This window comes from Pannonibacter sp. CBAS1226 (assembly GCF_055685825.1).
Window position 1 is genome coordinate 111,508 of the sequence record NZ_JBVOUO010000008.1, and the last position, 17,683, is coordinate 129,190.

At 63.5% G+C, this 17,683-nt stretch carries 15 protein-coding genes; 9 read left to right on the plus strand and 6 right to left on the minus strand.

Features of this window, described 5'->3' with window-relative positions; translation table 11 throughout:
- Window positions 1-20: 20 nt before the first annotated feature.
- Window positions 21-434, plus strand: a complete 414-nt coding sequence (locus tag AC0CMF_RS20040) for a hypothetical protein (protein ID WP_123195303.1) — start codon at window positions 21-23, stop codon at window positions 432-434.
- 732 nt (window positions 435-1,166) lie between these two features.
- On the opposite strand, the gene AC0CMF_RS20045 is transcribed toward AC0CMF_RS20040, so the two are convergent.
- On the minus strand, window positions 1,167-2,387 hold the full coding sequence (locus tag AC0CMF_RS20045) for an argininosuccinate synthase (protein WP_050473942.1): 1,221 nt from the start codon (window positions 2,385-2,387) through the stop codon (window positions 1,167-1,169).
- Between the two features lie 285 nt (window positions 2,388-2,672).
- Between AC0CMF_RS20045 and AC0CMF_RS20050 the strand changes: the two genes are divergently transcribed.
- Window positions 2,673-4,229 (plus strand): OpgD/OpgG family glucan biosynthesis protein, encoded by a 1,557-nt coding sequence (locus AC0CMF_RS20050; protein ID WP_050473941.1) that lies wholly within the window; start codon window positions 2,673-2,675, stop codon window positions 4,227-4,229.
- A 93-nt stretch (window positions 4,230-4,322) separates the two neighbouring features.
- On the opposite strand, the gene AC0CMF_RS20055 is transcribed toward AC0CMF_RS20050, so the two are convergent.
- A complete protein-coding gene (locus tag AC0CMF_RS20055) occupies window positions 4,323-4,949 on the minus strand; it encodes a TetR/AcrR family transcriptional regulator (protein WP_208982730.1) in 627 nt (208 codons plus the stop codon).
- 124 nt (window positions 4,950-5,073) lie between these two features.
- On the opposite strand from AC0CMF_RS20055, the gene AC0CMF_RS20060 reads away from it, so the two are divergent.
- The 4 genes from AC0CMF_RS20060 (at window position 5,074) to AC0CMF_RS20075 (ending at window position 9,094) form a co-directional block, all read left to right on the plus strand.
- Window positions 5,074-5,535, plus strand: coding sequence for a (2Fe-2S)-binding protein (locus AC0CMF_RS20060; RefSeq protein ID WP_050473939.1), 462 nt, complete (start codon window positions 5,074-5,076; stop codon window positions 5,533-5,535).
- Between the two features lie 4 nt (window positions 5,536-5,539).
- Window positions 5,540-7,741, plus strand: a complete 2,202-nt coding sequence (locus AC0CMF_RS20065) for a xanthine dehydrogenase family protein molybdopterin-binding subunit (RefSeq protein ID WP_374629136.1) — start codon at window positions 5,540-5,542, stop codon at window positions 7,739-7,741.
- 212 nt (window positions 7,742-7,953) lie between these two features.
- Window positions 7,954-8,649, plus strand: coding sequence for a helix-turn-helix transcriptional regulator (locus tag AC0CMF_RS20070; RefSeq protein ID WP_374629135.1), 696 nt, complete (start codon window positions 7,954-7,956; stop codon window positions 8,647-8,649).
- A 67-nt stretch (window positions 8,650-8,716) separates the two neighbouring features.
- Window positions 8,717-9,094: a VOC family protein gene (locus AC0CMF_RS20075; RefSeq protein ID WP_374629133.1), complete on the plus strand. Its 378-nt coding sequence runs from the start codon at window positions 8,717-8,719 to the stop codon at window positions 9,092-9,094.
- A 51-nt stretch (window positions 9,095-9,145) separates the two neighbouring features.
- Here the strand turns inward: AC0CMF_RS20075 and rlmN are convergent, their stop codons facing one another.
- Both rlmN and AC0CMF_RS20085 read right to left on the minus strand, forming a co-directional pair.
- Entirely contained in the window at window positions 9,146-10,384 is a 1,239-nt protein-coding gene (rlmN, locus tag AC0CMF_RS20080; RefSeq protein WP_058900612.1) for a dual-specificity RNA methyltransferase RlmN, read from the minus strand.
- A 307-nt stretch (window positions 10,385-10,691) separates the two neighbouring features.
- Complete coding sequence (locus tag AC0CMF_RS20085) at window positions 10,692-11,198, minus strand: invasion associated locus B family protein (RefSeq protein ID WP_174235486.1); 507 nt, start codon at window positions 11,196-11,198, stop codon at window positions 10,692-10,694.
- A gap of 229 nt (window positions 11,199-11,427) precedes the next feature.
- On the opposite strand from AC0CMF_RS20085, the gene AC0CMF_RS20090 reads away from it, so the two are divergent.
- The gene (locus tag AC0CMF_RS20090) at window positions 11,428-12,036 is read left to right on the plus strand and encodes a sigma-70 family RNA polymerase sigma factor (RefSeq protein ID WP_058898590.1); all 609 of its coding nucleotides are present in this window, start codon (window positions 11,428-11,430) and stop codon (window positions 12,034-12,036) included.
- A gap of 98 nt (window positions 12,037-12,134) precedes the next feature.
- Here the strand turns inward: AC0CMF_RS20090 and AC0CMF_RS20095 are convergent, their stop codons facing one another.
- Window positions 12,135-12,686 carry an RNA methyltransferase gene (locus tag AC0CMF_RS20095; protein ID WP_019965403.1) on the minus strand — a complete coding sequence of 184 codons (552 nt, stop codon included), beginning with the start codon at window positions 12,684-12,686 and terminating at the stop codon, window positions 12,135-12,137.
- Between the two features lie 196 nt (window positions 12,687-12,882).
- On the opposite strand from AC0CMF_RS20095, the gene AC0CMF_RS20100 reads away from it, so the two are divergent.
- The gene (locus AC0CMF_RS20100; RefSeq protein ID WP_058898589.1) at window positions 12,883-13,857 is read left to right on the plus strand and encodes an NADPH:quinone oxidoreductase family protein; all 975 of its coding nucleotides are present in this window, start codon (window positions 12,883-12,885) and stop codon (window positions 13,855-13,857) included.
- Between the two features lie 94 nt (window positions 13,858-13,951).
- On the opposite strand, the gene AC0CMF_RS20105 is transcribed toward AC0CMF_RS20100, so the two are convergent.
- Entirely contained in the window at window positions 13,952-16,165 is a 2,214-nt protein-coding gene (locus AC0CMF_RS20105; protein WP_058898588.1) for an esterase-like activity of phytase family protein, read from the minus strand.
- A 284-nt stretch (window positions 16,166-16,449) separates the two neighbouring features.
- Here AC0CMF_RS20105 and AC0CMF_RS20110 point away from each other — a divergent pair, with 284 nt between their 5' ends.
- Window positions 16,450-17,649, plus strand: a complete 1,200-nt coding sequence (locus AC0CMF_RS20110; RefSeq protein WP_374629132.1) for a multidrug effflux MFS transporter — start codon at window positions 16,450-16,452, stop codon at window positions 17,647-17,649.
- The last annotated feature ends 34 nt before the right edge of the window (window positions 17,650-17,683 follow it).

The window sequence follows — 17,683 nt, forward strand, 5'->3', positions numbered from 1 at the left end:
CAGTCGAAAGGCACGGCAACATGGCCAAGGAAAAACCGTTTCTCGGCACCTGGATCCTCGATGTGGAGGAAAGCGACTTCGAGCAGGGCGAGCCGCCACGCTCGGCCACCTTGCGCATCGAAGACGATTTCGGGGTGCTGACCTTCACGATGAACACCGTATCGGCCAGCGGCGTGGTCACCAACGACAGCTTCACCGCCATGCCGGACGGCCCTCCGATCCGCCTTGGCAAGAGCGGGCTGGCCGATTCCATGCGCCTCGGCTTTGCGACCGAGCGCAATCTCGTCTCCGAAGCCCAGCGCGACGGCGTCACGCTGATGAAGGCGGAGCGCGAACTCTCGGAAGATGGCCGCACGCTGACCGTCACCCAGACTGTCCTGCTGCCCGGCGCCGTCACCAGCCGCAACATCTCCGTCTACCGCCGCTCGCAGTAAAGCCACCCCTTAATGAGGCTCACTCATTGAGGGGTGTTATACCAATGCTCGATGAGCTTTTCTCATCGAGCATTGGTTAAGCCCGTGCGACGCTTGAGCATTTTCAAGGCGTGATGCGTCAGCATCGAAAGCCTTGGTATTAAAGCTGGCGCAGCTCAGAACAAAAAGTGAAAATACAGTCAAACCGCCGCTTGACTGGATCAAACTCTTCTGGAATCAATAGGAACATAGGAAGAACAAAATCCAGGTGACGGGCCGGAACGCCAACCGGCACATTCAACGCCAATCTGGAGGGAGGCTCCCTATCCGCACATGGTTTGCGCCCGGCACACAGCCGGGCACAGTCAGGCATGCTGGCAGGATCCCCGCCTGCACGAGTGCCGCAGACCATGCCGCACCTGCCCGCAGACGCAGCAGGCAACAGCGCACGCATCCTGCCCCGGGTGCCTTGGCGCTCGCCTTCTGCTCCGCCTTTCCGCCCAGCGCCTCGGGCCGGAAAGGCGGGCGGCCGGGCATTTTGGAAATTCGCCGTGAACGCATGTGCTATGGGCAGGCGGCAGGCAGCTTGTGCAAGCGCTCCACCAGCGGCATGGCCAGTGATAACGGCGGATCCATTGATGCGGCGCATGCTGGTGCTGCCTGCTGGGTTTTGGCTCCGCCTGTCTGTACCAAAAACAACCGGGGCGCCGATTGCGCGGCGCCCCGGTCTGAACTTATCGCCCTGAGAAATGCTCAGCGGCTCTGGTTGCGCTTGGCGAGGGTGCGCAGGCGCAGGGCGTTGAGCTTGATGAAGCCGGCAGCGTCCTTCTGGTCATAGGCGCCCTGGTCGTCTTCGAAGGTAACCAGCTTGTCGGAATAGAGCGACTTCGGGCTTTCGCGGCCGGTGACCATGACGTTGCCCTTGTAGAGCTTCAGCGTCACTTCGCCTTCCACATGCTCCTGGCTCTTGTCGATCAGGGCCTGCAGCATTTCGCGCTCCGGCGAGAACCAGAAGCCGTAATAGATCAGCTCCGCATAGCGCGGCATGATCTCGTCCTTCAGGTGCGCCGCGCCGCGGTCCAGCGTGATGGATTCCATCGCGCGGTGTGCGGTGAGCAGGATGGTGCCGCCCGGCGTTTCATAGACGCCGCGGCTCTTCATGCCGACGAAGCGGTTCTCGACGAGGTCGAGACGGCCGATGCCATTGTCGCGGCCATAGTCGTTGAGCTTGGCCAGCAGGGTTGCCGGGGACAGGCGCTCGCCGTTGATGGAGACCGCGTCACCGCGCTCGAAGCCGATCTTGATGATCGTCGGGGTGTCGGGCGCCGATTCCGGGGAAATGGTGCGCATATGCACATATTCGGGAGCCTCGACCGCCGGGTCTTCCAGCACCTTGCCCTCGGACGAGGAGTGCAGCAGGTTGGCGTCCACGGAGAACGGGGCCTCGCCCTTCTTGTCCTTGGCGACCGGGATCTGGTGCTTCTCGGCAAAGTCCAGCAGGTCGGTGCGGCTCTTGAAGGTCCAGTCGCGCCACGGGGCGATGATCTTGATGTCCGGGTTCAGCGCATAGGCGGACAGTTCGAAGCGGACCTGATCATTGCCCTTGCCGGTGGCGCCATGGGCGATGGCATCCGCCCCGGTCTTGCGGGCGATTTCGATCAGGTGCTTGGAGATCAGCGGACGGGCGATGGAGGTGCCCAGCAGATAGACGCCTTCGTAGACGGCATTGGCGCGGAACATCGGGAAGACGAAATCGCGGACGAATTCCTCGCGCACGTCCTCGATGAAGATTTCCTTGATGCCCAGCATCTCGGCCTTCTTGCGGGCCGGCTCCAGCTCCTCGCCCTGGCCGAGGTCAGCGGTGAAGGTCACCACTTCGGCGCCCAGTTCGGTCTGGAGCCACTTCAGGATGATGGAGGTGTCGAGGCCGCCGGAATAGGCAAGCACGACCTTCTTGATGTCGCCATGGGCCATGGAGATATGTCCGTTCGCTGTTCTTTTTGACGTCACATTTGGCGTGTTAAGGCATTCCGGCTGCGCCGCCGGATGCCTTGGAAAACCGCGCGCACTCTAGTGGCGGCAAAGCTGACTGCAAAGCCTTTTTCTGCGCCATGCGCCTGCCGGCCCAAAAGGCCGCCAGCCAAGCAAATACGCCGCTTGCAGGTATATCGTTGCAGATGTATTTTCCGCCGCCGCCCTGAAATGGGCAGATTTGCCGGGCCTGTTCCCAGCTGGCGGTTTTTCCATCAGGGATGAGACATGAATTTCTTTGCTTCCTGCCTGCTTGTTCTGGGGCTGACTGCGGCAAACGCCGTGCCAGCTCTCGCCAGTGACCTTTCGGCCCGGCGCGGCCCGGCTGCGCCTTTCAGCTTCGACACCGTGACCGGCCAAGCCAAGGCGCTGGCGGCCAAGCCCTATGCTGCGCCCAAGACCCGCGCTGCGGACACGCTTGAGGCGATCGACTACGATGCGCACTGGAAGATCCGGTTTGACCCGGAAGAAACGGTTTCGATCAGTCCGGACGCACCGGTCCAGTTCTTTCACCTCGGACGGTATTTCAAGGATCCGGTGAAGATCTATCAGGTGGAGAGCGGTGTCAGCCGCGAAATCCTCTATGATCCGGGCTATTTCGACAGCCCCAAGGACAGCCCGGCGCGCAAGCTGCCTGCCGATATCGGCTTCGCCGGTTTCCGCATCATGCGTCCGGACCTGAAGACGGACTGGATCTCCTTCCTCGGCGCCTCCTATTTCCGCACCGACGGCCAGTCGCATCAGTATGGCCAGTCGGCCCGCGGCCTTGCCATCAACTCGGGCATGTCCGAACCGGAGGAATTCCCGCGCTTCACGTCCTTCTGGCTGGCGCCGGGCGAAGCTCCGGAAGAAACCATGGTGCTCTACGCGCTGATGGACAGCCCCAGCGTTGCCGGGGCCTACAAGATGACCATGCGCAACAAGGACGGTGCGGGCCAGACCATCGACGTGGAAAGCCGCCTGTTCTTCCGCAAGCCGGTGGAGCGTCTCGGCATCGCGCCGCTGACCAGCATGTACTGGTATTCGGAGACGAACCGCTCCACGGGCCTCGACTGGCGCCCGGAAGTGCATGACACGGACGGCCTTGCCATCGTCATGGAAAACGGCGAGCAGATCTGGCGTCCGCTGAACAACCCGAAGAGCGTGCGCACCTCCACCTTCCAGGCCTCCAACCTGAAGGGCTTCGGCCTGGCCCAGCGTGACCGCGCCTACACCAACTATGAAGATGACGGCGTGTTTTATGAAAAGCGCCCGTCCGTCTGGCTGGAGCCGCTGACGCCGTTTGGCGAAGGCGCGGTGCAGCTGATCGAGATCCCGACCGATGACGAGATCTACGACAACATCGTCGCCTATTTCATCCCCAGCAACCTGCCGGCCGCCGGTGAGGAGCGCAGCTTCTCCTACCGGATGCACTGGAAGGACGCCCATCCGCTGCCCGGCTCCGGCGCCCGCACCGTAGCCACCCGTGCCGGTCAGGGCGGTGTTCCCGGCCAGCCGCGCCCGGCAGACCAGATCAAGCTGTCCATCGACTTCGAGGGCCCGGCCCTCAAGGGTCTCGGCCAGCAGGATGGTGTGACGGCGGTGGTGGAACTGTCGCGCGGCGAGCCGATCAACCCCTACGTCCTGCCGGTCGTCGGCACGGACCGCTGGCGCCTGATCTTCGACGCCAAGGTGGAAGATCATGACCCGATCGAAGCCCGGGCCTTCCTCAAGCACGGCGATGACGTGGTGACCGAAACCTGGCTTGGCCAGATCAGCCACGAACTGGTCGCCCGCCCGCAGTAAGGGCTAGTAACGCAAACAGAAAGGGCCCGGACGGCATCCCCGTCCGGGCCTTTTTTTCGCTCTTGCAGGACCAGGCCGTCTGTCAGGCAGCCTTCAGGCGCCGGCCCCGGAAGCCGGGCCATAGGCCCGCAGCATCATGTCCACGGTCTCGGAGATGATCGCGCCCATCTCCTCCCGGCCGACCGCGCTGCCCGAGAAGAAATAGGGATAGAAGCCGCGCGACTTCAGCAGCCCCAGGAACTGGGCGGCGGCCACTTCCGGCTTTCCCCTTTGCAGGGCACCGGCTGCGAAAGCATCCTGCATGAAGCTTTCGAAAACACGGAACTTGTCCATGCGCGCGGCAACTTCGGCAGACAGAACCGGATCACGGAACGCCTCGCCAAAGATCATGCGCGCCATCCGCAGGAAGCAGGGATTGACCAGAAGTTCGCCCTCGGCCCAGCCAAGGGCTTCAAGCTGCCCGGCAACCGGCAGGTCCGGGCGGAACGTCACATTGAGGGCAGCGGTCATCCAGGAAGCGAGGCAATCCGTGATGGCACGGAACAGCGCTTCCTTGCTGTCGAAGTGATTGTAGACCGTGCGTTTGGAAACACCTGCGCGGCCGGAGATGCGGTCCATGCTGGCCCCGGCAAATCCGCGCTCCTGAAACTCGGCCACGGCGGCTTCAATGATCTGTTTGCGCTTCTGCTCGCTGAGCGAAAGCTCTCTTTCCTCGGTCATGCCCCTTTCTTTCCAGAAACCGGCCCCCATGTAAACTCGGGAGTTTACATAACGCCGTTCCCTGATGTAAACTGCACCGTGTAGTTTACCCCTAGCCAACACAAGCTAGCCACGGGAGCCCTTCATGCCAGTTACCCTGACACTCAACGGTAAGGAACAGGTGATCGACGCCGACCCGGACACGCCCCTGCTCTGGGTCCTTCGCGACACCCTCGGCCTCACCGGCACCAAGTTTGGTTGCGGCGTTGCCCAGTGCGGCGCCTGCACGGTGCATCTGGACGGCACCCCGGTCCGCTCCTGCCAGACCTATCTGGGCGATGTGGAAGGAACCAGCATCACCACGATCGAAGGGCTTGAAAGCCCGGCCGCCAAGGCCATTCAGGCGGCCTGGACGGAACTTGACGTGCCGCAGTGCGGCTATTGCCAGTCCGGGCAGATCATGGCCGCAACGGCCCTGCTGATGGAAACACCGAAACCCACCGACGCCGATATCGAGGCGGCCATGGATGGCAACGTCTGCCGCTGTGCCACCTATGCCCGGATCAAGACAGCCATTCATGCGGCTGCAGACAAGCTGGAGGGCTGATAGAATGCTGCACAGGATTTTCTCTCCCCTCACCGCTGCAGCGCCCAGCCGCCGCGGCTTCCTCAAGCTTTCCGCAGGCGCTGCCGGCGGGCTGCTGATCGGCCTCAACCTGCCGGGCAGCGCAAGAACAGCGGCTGCCGCAACGTCTGAAGGCATACTCCAGCCTTTCGTGCATGTGCTGCCGGACAACACCGTTGTTGTCCTGTCCAAACATCTCGACAAGGGACAGGGTGTGGCCACGGGTCTTGCGACACTGGTTGCAGACGAAATGGACGCAGACTGGGCCCAGGTCCGGGTCGATTTCGCCCCGGCCGACGCCGCGCTCTACAAGAACCTGCTCTTCGGCCTCCAGGGCACGGGCGGCTCCACCGCCATTGCCAATTCCTTCATGCAATACCGCACGGCCGGTGCTGCCGCGCGCAGCATGCTGGTTCAGGCTGCCGCCAAGGCCTGGTCGGTTCCCGCAGCTGAGGTCACGGTCAGCGCGGGCCGGATCTCTCATCCTTCCGGCAAATCAGCGAGTTTCGGCGAGATGGCCGGGCTTGCGGCGGCCGAGGCCGTTCCAGCCGAGCCACGGCTGAAAACCCCGGACGAATGGGTCTATATCGGCAAGTCATTCAAGCGGGTCGACACTGCGCGCAAATCCGCCGGGGCTGCCGGCGTCTATGGCATGGACCAGCGTTTCGACAACATGCTGACCGCCGTTCTCGCCCGCCCTCCGCGCTTCGGCAGCACGGTTGCCAGCGTCGATGACGGCGCCACCCGCGCCATTGCGGGCGTGGTGGATGTGATCACCGTGTCCAGGTCCAGTGGTGTTGCGGTTCTGGCAAGCGGCACCTGGCAGGCCATGCAGGGGCGCGATGCCCTCTCCGTCACCTGGGACGACAGCGCCGCCGAAATGCGCTCGACTGCGGACATGGAAGCCGAACTGAGAGACCTGACCGGCACACCGGGCGCAGCCGCGGAAGGCAATGCCGATGCAGAGCCCCTGCTGGCCGGGGCAGCGCGGGTCATCGAAGCGGATTACATGTTCCCCTTCCTGGCGCATGCACCGATGGAGCCGCTGGACATCACCGTGCTTTACGACGGCAGCAGCGCCACCTTCTGGACCGGCTCGCAATTCCAGACGACGGATCAGGCCGTCAGCGCCGCCATCCTTGGCCTGACACCGGACAAGGTAGCGATCAACACGCTCTGGGCCGGCGGCTCCTTCGGCCGGCGCGCCCAGCCGGACAGCCACTATTTCGCCGAAGCCGCACTGATTGCCAAGGCACGGCACGAGGCAGGCCATGCCCCCCAGCCGCTGAAGATTGTCTGGACCCGTGAGGACGACATTCGCGGCGGCTATTACCGCCCGATGACGGCCCACAAGGTGAAGGTGGGCCTGGACGAGGCAGGCCGGATCACCGGCTGGCTGCATCGCATCGCGGGCAAGTCCATCATGAAGGGCACGGGGTTCGAAGCCTTCATGATCAAAAACGGCATCGATGACACCATGGTGGAAGGCGTGCATGGCACGACCTACGACATCCCCGGCTTCCAGTTGGAAGCGCACATGACCGCAACGCCGGTGCCGGTGCTGTGGTGGCGGTCGGTCGGGCACACCCACACGGCCTATGTGATGGAGACCATGATCGACCGCATCGCCCGGGAAACCGGCGCCGATCCGGTCGCCTTCCGCGAAAGCCTGATCAAGGATGATCCGCGCAAGCTGGGCGTTCTGCGGCTGGCCGCAGAAAAGGCAGGCTGGGATACCCCGCTTCCCGAGGGCCGTTACCGCGGCGTTGCGGTCCACACTTCCTTCAGCAGCTATGTGGCCGAAGTTGCGGAAATCTCCTTCCGCGAAGACGGCACGGTGAAGGTGGAAAAGGTCGTCTGCGCCGTGGACTGCGGCATCCCGGTCAATCCGGACAATATCCGGGCTCAGGTCGAAGGTGCCATTGGCTATGGGCTTGGCGCCGTGCTGCGCAACGAGATCACGCTCACGGACGGCGAGGTGGACCAGTCGAACTTCGACACCTACCTGCCCCTGCGCATGTCCGACATGCCTGTCATCGAGGTGCATATCGTGCCATCCGAAGAAGCCCCGACCGGCATCGGTGAGCCCGGCACACCGCCGATCGGACCGGCAGTGGCCAATGCCATTGCAGCAGCAAGGGGTGACTATGTGACAGTGCTGCCCTTCAGCAAGCACGGACTGGCCTGACCCTCAAAGGCGCCGGAGCCGCCGGCACGGCGGCACTCGGTGCAAAGCTGCATCGCAAAGACCCGCATCAAGGGCCCGGACGGCATCCCGTCCGGGCCCTTTCTTTGCCGCCAGTCATCCGGCGGGATAGCCGCGCCCGAAAAGGCACAAAGAACCATCCGGTCTTGCAACATGATGACAGATTCCGGCAGCAGACTGTGGCAAGATGAGGCATGTCCCGTTCTGCCCGATTGCTCGATCTCATCCAGATCCTGCGGCGCCACCGCAGGCCCGTCAGCGGCGAAAGCCTGGCGCGAGAGCTTGGCATTTCCATCCGCACCCTTTACCGGGACATCGCCACGCTTCAGGCGCAAGGGGCCGGCATCACCGGAGAGCCGGGCGTCGGCTATGTGCTGCAGCCAGGCTTCATGCTGCCGCCCCTGATGTTCACAGAAGACGAGCTGGAAGCCCTTGTGCTCGGCTCACGCTGGGTCTCCAAGCGGGCGGGCGGAGCACTGGGACAGGCGGCTGAAAATGCGCTCGCCAAGATTGCCGCAGTGCTTCCGAAAGATCTGCGCGAACAGCTGGATGCCACCAATCTTCTGGCCGGGCCGGGCGAGCCGCCGCAGCGGCCGGAAGCGGATCTGACCGTCATCCGGCTCGCCATCCGCCGCGAGCACATCCTGCAAATTGCCTATGAAGACGCGGCCGGGCGCACCACGGCGCGCAGCATCTGGCCCTTTGCGCTGGGGTTTTTCGACAAGGTGCGCGTCATTTCCGCCTGGTGCGAGCTGCGCCAGGACTACCGCCATTTCCGGACTGACCGCATCCTCAGTCTTGAGGAAACAGGCAAGCGCTACCCCCGCCGCAGACAGGTGATGATGAAGGAATGGTGGGAGCTGCTGAAAACCCGCACAGAGGTGAATTGATACTGCCATTTTCTGGCAGCATCATTGTCTAATCTCTTCCTGTCCAACACCGGAAGGAGAGAGACAGATGAAGCCGTCCAATTTCGTGATTTTCTATGTGCAGGATACCGCCGCAAGCGCGGCTTTCTATGCCAGGCTGCTGGGCATGGGCCCGGTGGAGCAGATGCCGGGCTTTGCCATGTTCGTAACGCCTGAAGGGTTCAAGCTCGGCCTGTGGCAGGGGCAGAGTGTCATCCCGCCCTCGGACGGCCAGATTGGCGGCACCGAAGTGATGTTCGAATGCGCGAGCAATGAAGAGCTCGAGGCCACCCACCGCGCCTGGACCGGGATCGGCGCCGTCATCCTGCAGAAGCCCGAGCAGAGAGACTTCGGCTACACCTTCACCGCCGCAGACCCGGACGGGCACCGGCTGCGCGTTTACCGCCGCAACGAAAATCCGGTGTGAAGACGAAAAGCTCCGCGCAGGCAACACGCCTGTGCGGACCATTCTGAGGTATCAGGCCGCGCCTTCCAGCGCGTCCCGGTCCTTCTTGCGCATGCGCTCGGAGGCGGACTTGAGCTGGCCGCAGGCGGCGAAAATGTCGCGGCCGCGCGGGGTGCGGATAGGCGAGGCATAGCCGGCGCGGTTGACGATGTCAGCGAATTCCTCGATCCGTTCCCAGTCCGAGCACTCGTAGTCCGAGCCCGGCCAGGGGTTGAAGGGGATGAGGTTGATCTTCGCCGGAATGCCCGCGAGCAGGCGCACCAGTTCCCGCGCATCCGCATCGCTGTCGTTCACGCCCTTCAGCATCACATATTCGAAGGTGATGCGCTTGGCATTGGACAGGCCCGGATAGCGGCGGCAGGCCTCCAGAAGCTCCTGGATCGGCCACTTCTTGTTGATCGGCACCAGCACGTCGCGCAGATCATCGCGCACCGCATGCAGGGAGATCGCCAGCATGCAGCCGATCTCGTCGCCCGTGCGGGCGATTTCCGGAACCACGCCGGAGGTGGACAGGGTGATGCGGCGCTTGGACAGCGACAGGCCGTCACCATCGGACGCGATCAGCAGCGCCTGCTTCACATTGTCGAAATTGTAGAGCGGCTCGCCCATGCCCATCATCACCACATTGGTGACGAGGCGGCCTTCGGACGGCACGATGGCGCCTTGCGGCGTTGCGGCGTCAGGAAAATCGCCCAGCCGGTCGCGCGCGATCAGGATCTGCGAGAGAATCTCTTCCGAGGTGAGGTTGCGCACCATCTTCTGGGTGCCCGTGTGGCAGAAGGTGCAAGTCAGCGTGCAGCCCACCTGCGAGGAAACGCAGAGCGTGCCGCGCCCTTCTTCCGGAATATAGACAGTCTCGATCTCCACCGGACGGCCGGCGCCGCGCGGGGGAAAGCGGAACAGCCACTTGCGGGTGCCGTCGACGGAGATCTGCTCCGAGACGATTTCCGGCCGCGCAATGGAGAAATGGTCCTGCAGCGTGTAGCGCAGATCCTTGGCGATGTTGCTCATCTGGCCAAAGTCAGACACGCCGCGCACATAGAGCCAGTGCCACAGCTGCTGGGCGCGCATCTTGCGCTGGCGCTCGGGGATATCGATGGAGGCCATGGCTTCGGCGAGCCCGGCCCTGTCGAGACCGATGAGCGTGGGCTTTTCCGCCGCAGCAACAAGCGCCGGGGCCGGAGCCGCCGGCTGTGCAGCTGCAGGTGTCTGCGCGGCGGAACGATGCGCAAGGTCAAGCGAGATCGCCATGGCGTCCAGTATCCAGATCCGAGGGTCAAAACCCGAAGGTTGAGAGGCCGCAAAGGCCATGCGCCGGAACGGACCAGTCCGCTGCTTCAGCGCTTTGAAAACAGAAAAGGCGCAGCCTCCCGCAGGAGCCGCGTCCATTGGCGCCTGAAAAACCACAGGAGCGCCGGAAAATCAACTGCCGATGCGATGAGAGGCGGCAAATGCCGTGCGGCAAGGGGTGCAGCCCGGAGGCTGCCCCCTGCGCGCCGTGTTCAAGGCGCTGGTCCGCGGAGTGCCAGGCGGCCGGTACAACCGGCTGCCTTCAGGCTCAGCGGCAGGCCTGGTTGGCCGTGTCGATGGCCGCCGTCACGCCCGAGAGCGAGAAGGCATAGGATGTTTCCGTGCCGCGGCCCGAAACAGCCTTTACACTCATCTTGCTGCCCGCCTTCATGGCGGCAACGAGCTGCTGTTCGGCGGCCGCGTTCTCCACCCATGCCCCATCGTTCTTGGTGAACATGGTGAAGGGCTTGCCGTCGATATCGACAGTCACCTGCGATCCTTCCCGCAGCGGATAGCCGACCTGCAGGCTCGGCTCGCTGTTCACGCCTTCCGAAGGACGGGTCGACACGAAGAAGAACACATCTCCGTGATTACGGTCCGTCGGCAGCATCTGCGTGGGCTTGGTCAGGGCGAAGCAGACCTTGCCGCCACCGCTCGCGTGGGTATAGGCCGCCCAATCCCTCTGCTGCTTCAGCAGCGTCGGAGCCTGGGCGACGGCGGCAGCTCCGGACAGAGCGAGGAACAGACCGGCGGTTACCAGGGTTCGTGCTTGCATCATCTCCACACCGTTTTGCTTGCGCGTCAAACGCTTCAGATTTTACTCAAGTGTCGTCCGGCATATAAACCTTGGATTAAGGCTACCTTAAAGCCGGTTACGAAAGGGTTGAAAGCCAATCAATCGCGTGGCGCTCGCCGCCATTCCCGCTATTATCGGCTCGCGTCATGCGCACGCTGGCTGGATAAATCGGGCGAGAGTGTGACATACGTTCCGGGATTACCGGATTATGACCGGGTTAAAACCCGGCGCATTGGGAGTGAAGTCTGCGGTGAGTCAGGCGCAGTATTTTTCAGAACTGATCGAGAAGGTCGCCGCAACGCAGGATAAGGCTGCGTTCATCGAATTATTCGATCACTTCGCTCCGCGCATCAAAGGCTACCTGATGCAGCAGGGCACCGACAGCGCCAGCGCCGAGGAACTGGCGCAGGAAGTGATGGTCATCCTGTGGCGCAAGGCCGCCCTTTTCGACAAGACCAAGGCCTCTGCCAGCACCTGGCTGTTCCGCATTGCCCGCAACCGGCGCATCGACTCCCTGCGCCGCCTGAAGAACGGCGATCTGGATGCGGAAGACCCCGCCCTGCAGCCCTCCGCGCCGGAAGATCCAGATGTCATTCTCGACACAGGATTGCGGGAGGAGCGCATCCGCGCAGCTCTCGAGGAGCTTCCCGAGGCTCAGCGCGAGGTGGTGCGCCAGGCCTTTTTCCTCGGGCTGTCACATAACGAGATCGCCGAAAGCACCGGCCTGCCGCTCGGCACCGTCAAATCCCGCATCCGCCTTGCCTTTGCCCGCCTGCGGCAGGTGCTGGAGGCAGATGCGGCGGTCGACATCGACTGAACACGGCTGATGATGCTGGCGCATCACACCTGAAAATTGCTCAAGCGCCGCACGGGCTTCATCAACTTCCGGTGAATCAGACTCACCGGAAGTTGAAGTTAGTCTTCCCAGCCCGGAATCTGCCGCCCCTGCCGCATGATGGGCCCGCCGTGGCGGTGCGGGGTCTTGTCCTGCTTCGGCCCGCCTGCCGTGACCGGACGATCAGCATAGCGGCCCAGCGCCCGGTGCCGGTCATAGAGCACGATGGCCCCGGCGGTGGCGACGTTGATGCAGAACTTGGCCGGGATCTTCACCACATGGTCGCAGCGCGCCAGCATGGCGGAGGACAGGGAGCCGCGCTCCGGCCCCAGCACATAGGCAGCACGCAGCGGATGCATGAAGCTCGGCAGATCGATGGCCTCGTCCGTCAGCTCGATGCCGACCAGCTGACAGCCCGCGGGCAGATCCATGGTGTCCACCGTGTCCCATTCGAACAGCGGCAGATGATCCGGGCTCTTGGAGGTGTCGGAGCGCGGCGCCCGGCGGATGGCAGGCCCGGCATCCACGGTAAAGAAGAAGCTCGCCCCGAAGGCATGCGCCGAACGCATCAGGTTGCCAAGGTTCATCCGCTTGGACAGGCCCTCAGCCCCCACACCGAAATAGCCGCGCATCTTCCACTCCCTTCTTCCATCATGCCTCTAGGGGCTCATAGACGCTGGGACTGGCCGCCTCAACCCGTCAACGCGCTTCGACGTTCATGGGGCCCCATCGCGCAGCGCTTTCCGTAACGAGATTTCTCTTGCAGTGCAGCACTGCGGACCGCAGATTAACCATGGTTCACAACATGTGTGGAGCGGGGGCCCCTGCGTGAAAGCCATCCTTTGTCACTCCTACGGCCCGGCCTCGTCGCTGACCGTTGAAAATCTGCCTGCGCCCTCCGTTGGCCCGGGCGAAGTGCTGGTCCGCGTCAAAGCCTGCGCGCTGAACTTCTTCGACACGCTGATCATTCAGGGCAAATACCAGCTGCGGCCGGAAATGCCCTTCTCCCCCAGCGCCGAATTTGCAGGCATCGTGGAGCGCACCGGCGAGGGCGTGGAACGCCTGCGGCCCGGCGACAGGGTCATCGGCTACATCCGCTTCGGCGCGGCGCGGGAACTGGTGGTGGCCAGCGAGGATGACCTTATCCTCATGCCCGAGGGGATTTCCTTCGAGGAAGCTGCCGGGGTTTCCGTCACCTATGGCACCACCCTGCACGCCTTCCGCGACCGGGCAAGGCTCCAGGAAGGCGAAACCGTGGTAGTGCTGGGGGCTTCCGGCGGCGTTGGGCAGGCTGCGGTGGAGATCGCCTCCCTGATGGGCGCACGCGTCATCGCCTGCGCCTCCTCGGAAGAAAAGCTCAACCGCGCCCGCCAGCTCGGCGCGGTGCTGACCATCAATTACGAGAAAGAGAACCTGAAGGCGCGGATCAAGGAGCTGACGGACGGCGCCGGGGCCGATGTGGTCTATGATCCGGTGGGCGGCGATCTGGCCGAGCAGGCGCTGCGGGCCACCGGCTGGGAAGGCCGTTATCTGGTCATCGGCTTTGCGGCCGGCGAAATACCGAAGATCCCGCTCAATCTGGTGATGCTGAAGGGCTGTGATGTCCTCGGCGTCTTCTGGGGCGAATCGATCATCCGCGACCCCGAGGGCCACTGGGCGAACATGAGCCAGATTCTCGACTGGGTGCGCCAGGGCCGGCTGAAGCCGCAGATCCACGCGGTCTACCCGCTGGAGGAAGCCGCAAAGGCCATCCAGGAAATCGCAGACCGCAAGGTCATGGGCAAAGTGATCCTGACGCCCTGACCGGGCTGCCGAGGCTCTTCGCGCGCCTGCCGTTAGAAACGAAAAGAGCCCGGGCTTGGGGCCCGGACTCCGGTCATGGCATCGGGGGAACAGATCAGTTCAGCTTGTCCACCGAACCGAGGGTGAAGATCTGCGTCTCGCCCGGAGCGTCGTCGACGCCGTCGTTGTCGGTGACGAGGATCATCCGGCCGTCGGCGGTGACGGTGAAGCCTTCCGGCTTGTCGAGCAGCCAGCCCTTGGACGAGGCCAGCGCCGGGATCAGATCCAGCTTCACGGTCTTTTCCACCACCGGCAGGGTGCCACCGAGGGCAACCGGCTCGATGCCGGCAAGATCGATCACGGTGATCTGCTTGATGGCAGCCAATTCGCCGCCCTGATTGTCACGCTCCAGCACGGCGAAGCGCTCCCCGCCCAGATGGGTGATTTCGGACAGGCCAACCCAGCCGCCGGCAGAGCTCTTCGGAGCGTCGAGCGGATAGTGGACGAAGCCCCAGGACTTGTCCGCCGGGTTATAGATGCCGAGCTTGACGAGGCCCTTGGCATCATCGCCCCACTCGCGCTGGATCGCGGTCACGACCAGCGTCTTGCCGCCGCGCTCGAACTCGGCAACGCCTTCAAAACCGAAACGCTTGGACTGGGCAACAAGAGCTTCCGGCAGGCTGATTTCTTCCGTCACCTTGCCGTTGGCATCGGCCTTGACCAGGAGATGCGGCACGCCTTCCTTCTCCGGGTTGCCTTCGCTGACAAGCCAGAAACCACCATCCTTAGCCAGCGAAATACCTTCCATGTCGAACTTCTTCGGCGAGCCGCCGGTGATGTTCACATAGGACGTGATCTCCACCGGGCTCATCGACAGATCGAGCGTGTAGATCCGGGCCTGATCATAGAAGCTGTCCGAAACCGCATAGAGCTTGTTCGGGTCAGTCTTGTCAGCCGCAAGACCGGAGAGCGCACCCCAGCCGATCGGAGCACGGGTCTCCGGATCAAAGGCGGAGGTCAGCACCGGATAGGCCGGCTTGTCTGCACCAAATTCATAGATGCCGACCTGCGAGCGCAGACCGTCCTTCGGCTTGTCGGCCTCATTGGCGACAACGAAGAGATTGCGGGACGGGATGACCAGAACGCCTTCCGGGGCCACATGGGTGGGCAGCATCTGCAGGAGCTGAGGCTCACCGCCCGTGTCCTTGAACACCGACACCATGTTGGCGCGCTCGGAGTTCACGAAGATCAGCTTCTGGCCGCCAAACTCGCCAATGGCGACGCCTTCCGGCTCCGTGCCCTTCTTGGACGCGCGCTTGGCCGGATAGTGGCCGGTCATCATGGCAATGTGCTCGAGCTTGTTGCCGCTGTCGTAGAGCACGTCACCCTTGGTGTTCCAGATGGTGAAGCCGCGCGAGCCGCCTTCATAGTCGCCTTCGTTGGCGGTGATGAAGCGGTCATTGTCGAGCCAGGCCACGGCATCGGGCTCGCGCTTGACGTTCTCGGTGTTGCCCGAGGCGTCGGAGCTGGCGCCCTTGGCGACCGGAACAGCTTCCGCGCTGGCGGTGCCTGCGGAGAAATGTGCCGTCACCGTGCCAGAGGCCAGATCGATGAGGGCCAGATGGTTGTTTTCCTGCAGCGTCAGGACCGCGACGTTGTCTTCGTTGATCGAGACGAATTCCGGCTCCGGATCTTCCGGCGCGATTTCGGCAAGACCGGTCACGTCAACGATGCGGGCCGCCTCGCAATTGACGGGCATGCCATCGGCATCCAGATCGAAGATGGCGACATGGCCGGCGGGCATCTGCGGCAGCTTGCCTTCATTCAGCTCTTCATCGCGCTCGTTCTCGATGGCAACGGCCAGGAACTTGCCGTCCGGCGAAATGGCGACCGAATCCGGCTGGCCCTTCACGTCGCAGGTGGCGGCGATGGACTGGTCCGCAAGGCTGATCACCGCCAGATGGCCCGACGGCTCGGTGTAGTTCGGGCTGGTGTTGACACCGGCGAGGATGAACTTCTGCGCTGCCGTTACCGACGTGGGCTCACCGCCCATGGCGATGCGGCCCGCCGGTTTCGGCTCGGCCGGATTGGCAATGTCAACGAAGACCACGGCCTCACCGGGGCTGTCGGAAAAGACCAGCGTCTGGCCATCCTTCGTCACGGCGATGATCTCGGCCGAGGTCTGCGTCGCCGGATCAATGCCTTCGCCAAGCGTCTTGTAGACCGGCATGGTGGCGATGCGGGTGAAATAGGTGTCGGCAGCAGATGCCTGTGAGACAGCGGCCAGAACGGAAAAACCAGCCAGAAGCTGGCTGCGCAGAGAAATCATGATGCCTCCCCGAAACGGGACGTTTGATGAAAAGACGGGACACGCTAGGCAACGCCGGCGAAGCCGCGGTGACAGAAGCGTGAAGCTTTCGTGACGCAGGGCCTTGGACTGCGGCAATTGCGCAACAGCCTGAAGCGCTTGAGCGGCGGCACATCACATAAATTCTGGACAGATGCCCCCGCCGGGTCTTTACTCAGGCTCACATGCGGATGGCCCAACGTCCGCCGGCTGGCCACTTGAGTACGGCCAGCCATTTTCACGCTCTCCTTTCGCGGATACCCAGGATGACAAGCGCCTTCTCGCGCCTTGCCCTTGTGCTTGGCCTGCTTTCCTGCGTCGGCCCCTTTGCGGTCGATCTCTATCTGCCTGCCCTGCCGCAGATCACGGCAAGCCTTGGCACGACGGCCAGCGCTGCGCAGATGACCTTCACCGCCTATTTCCTCGCCTTTGGCCTTGCCCAGCTGATCTTCGGCCCGATGGCGGACTGGCTGGGGCGCAAGCCGCCGATCTATGCGGGCCTTGCCGTGTTCATCGCCGGATCCGCCATCTGCGCAATGGCCCCTGATATCAACTGGCTGGTCTTTGGCCGCTTCGTCCAGGCCCTGGGTGCTGCGGCTGCCATGGTCATTCCGCGCGCCATCGTGCGCGACATGCACACCGGCACAGAAGCTACTCGATTGATGGCGCTGGTGATGCTGGTGATCAGCATCTCGCCGATGCTGGCACCGCTCACCGGCTCGGCCATCATTGCGGTGGGGAGCTGGCGCTTCCTGTTCGTGGCCCTGGGCCTTGCCGCAGCACTGGCCATGGCCCTCACCGCCTGGCAGCTGCCCGAAACCCTGCCGCCGGAGCGGCGCGTGCCGCTGCGGCCGAAAGCCATTCTCAGAGGCTGCCTTGACCTGATGCGCGATGCCCGCTTCCTCGGGCTGACGATGACGGGCGGTTTCGGCATGGCGAGCTTCTTCGTCTTCATCGGCGCGGCCTCGTTTGTCTACACCGGCCACTATGGCATGAGCCCGGTGGGCTTCAGCCTTGCCTTCGCGCTGAATGCCATCGGCTTTTTCGGCACGTCGCAGCTCGCGGCCGGGCTCGGGCGCAAGCATGGCATGGCGCGCGTCGCCTTTCTGGCCGTCACCGGCTTTGCCCTGTGCAACGGGGTGCTGGTGACGCTGGTGGCCTTCGGCTTTGATGCCCTTCCCGTGGTGATGGTGCTGCTGTTCCTCGGCAATGCCTGCCTTGGCCTCGTCATTGCGCCCACCATGGTGATGGCGCTGGACGATCATGGCGAGAACGCAGGCCTTGCCTCCTCCCTCGGCGGCACGCTGCAGATGCTGGCGGGTGCCCTGATGCTGGTGCTGGCCAGCCCGTTCTTCGACGGAAGCGTGCTGCCCATGGTGGGCGCCATCGCCACCTGTGCAGCCTGCGCCTTCATCATCGCCGTCCCCACCCTGGGGCGCAACCGGCCGGCACCGCTCCACCCCTGAGGTGGAGCGGCCTCCAGCCAATCAAACATTGACA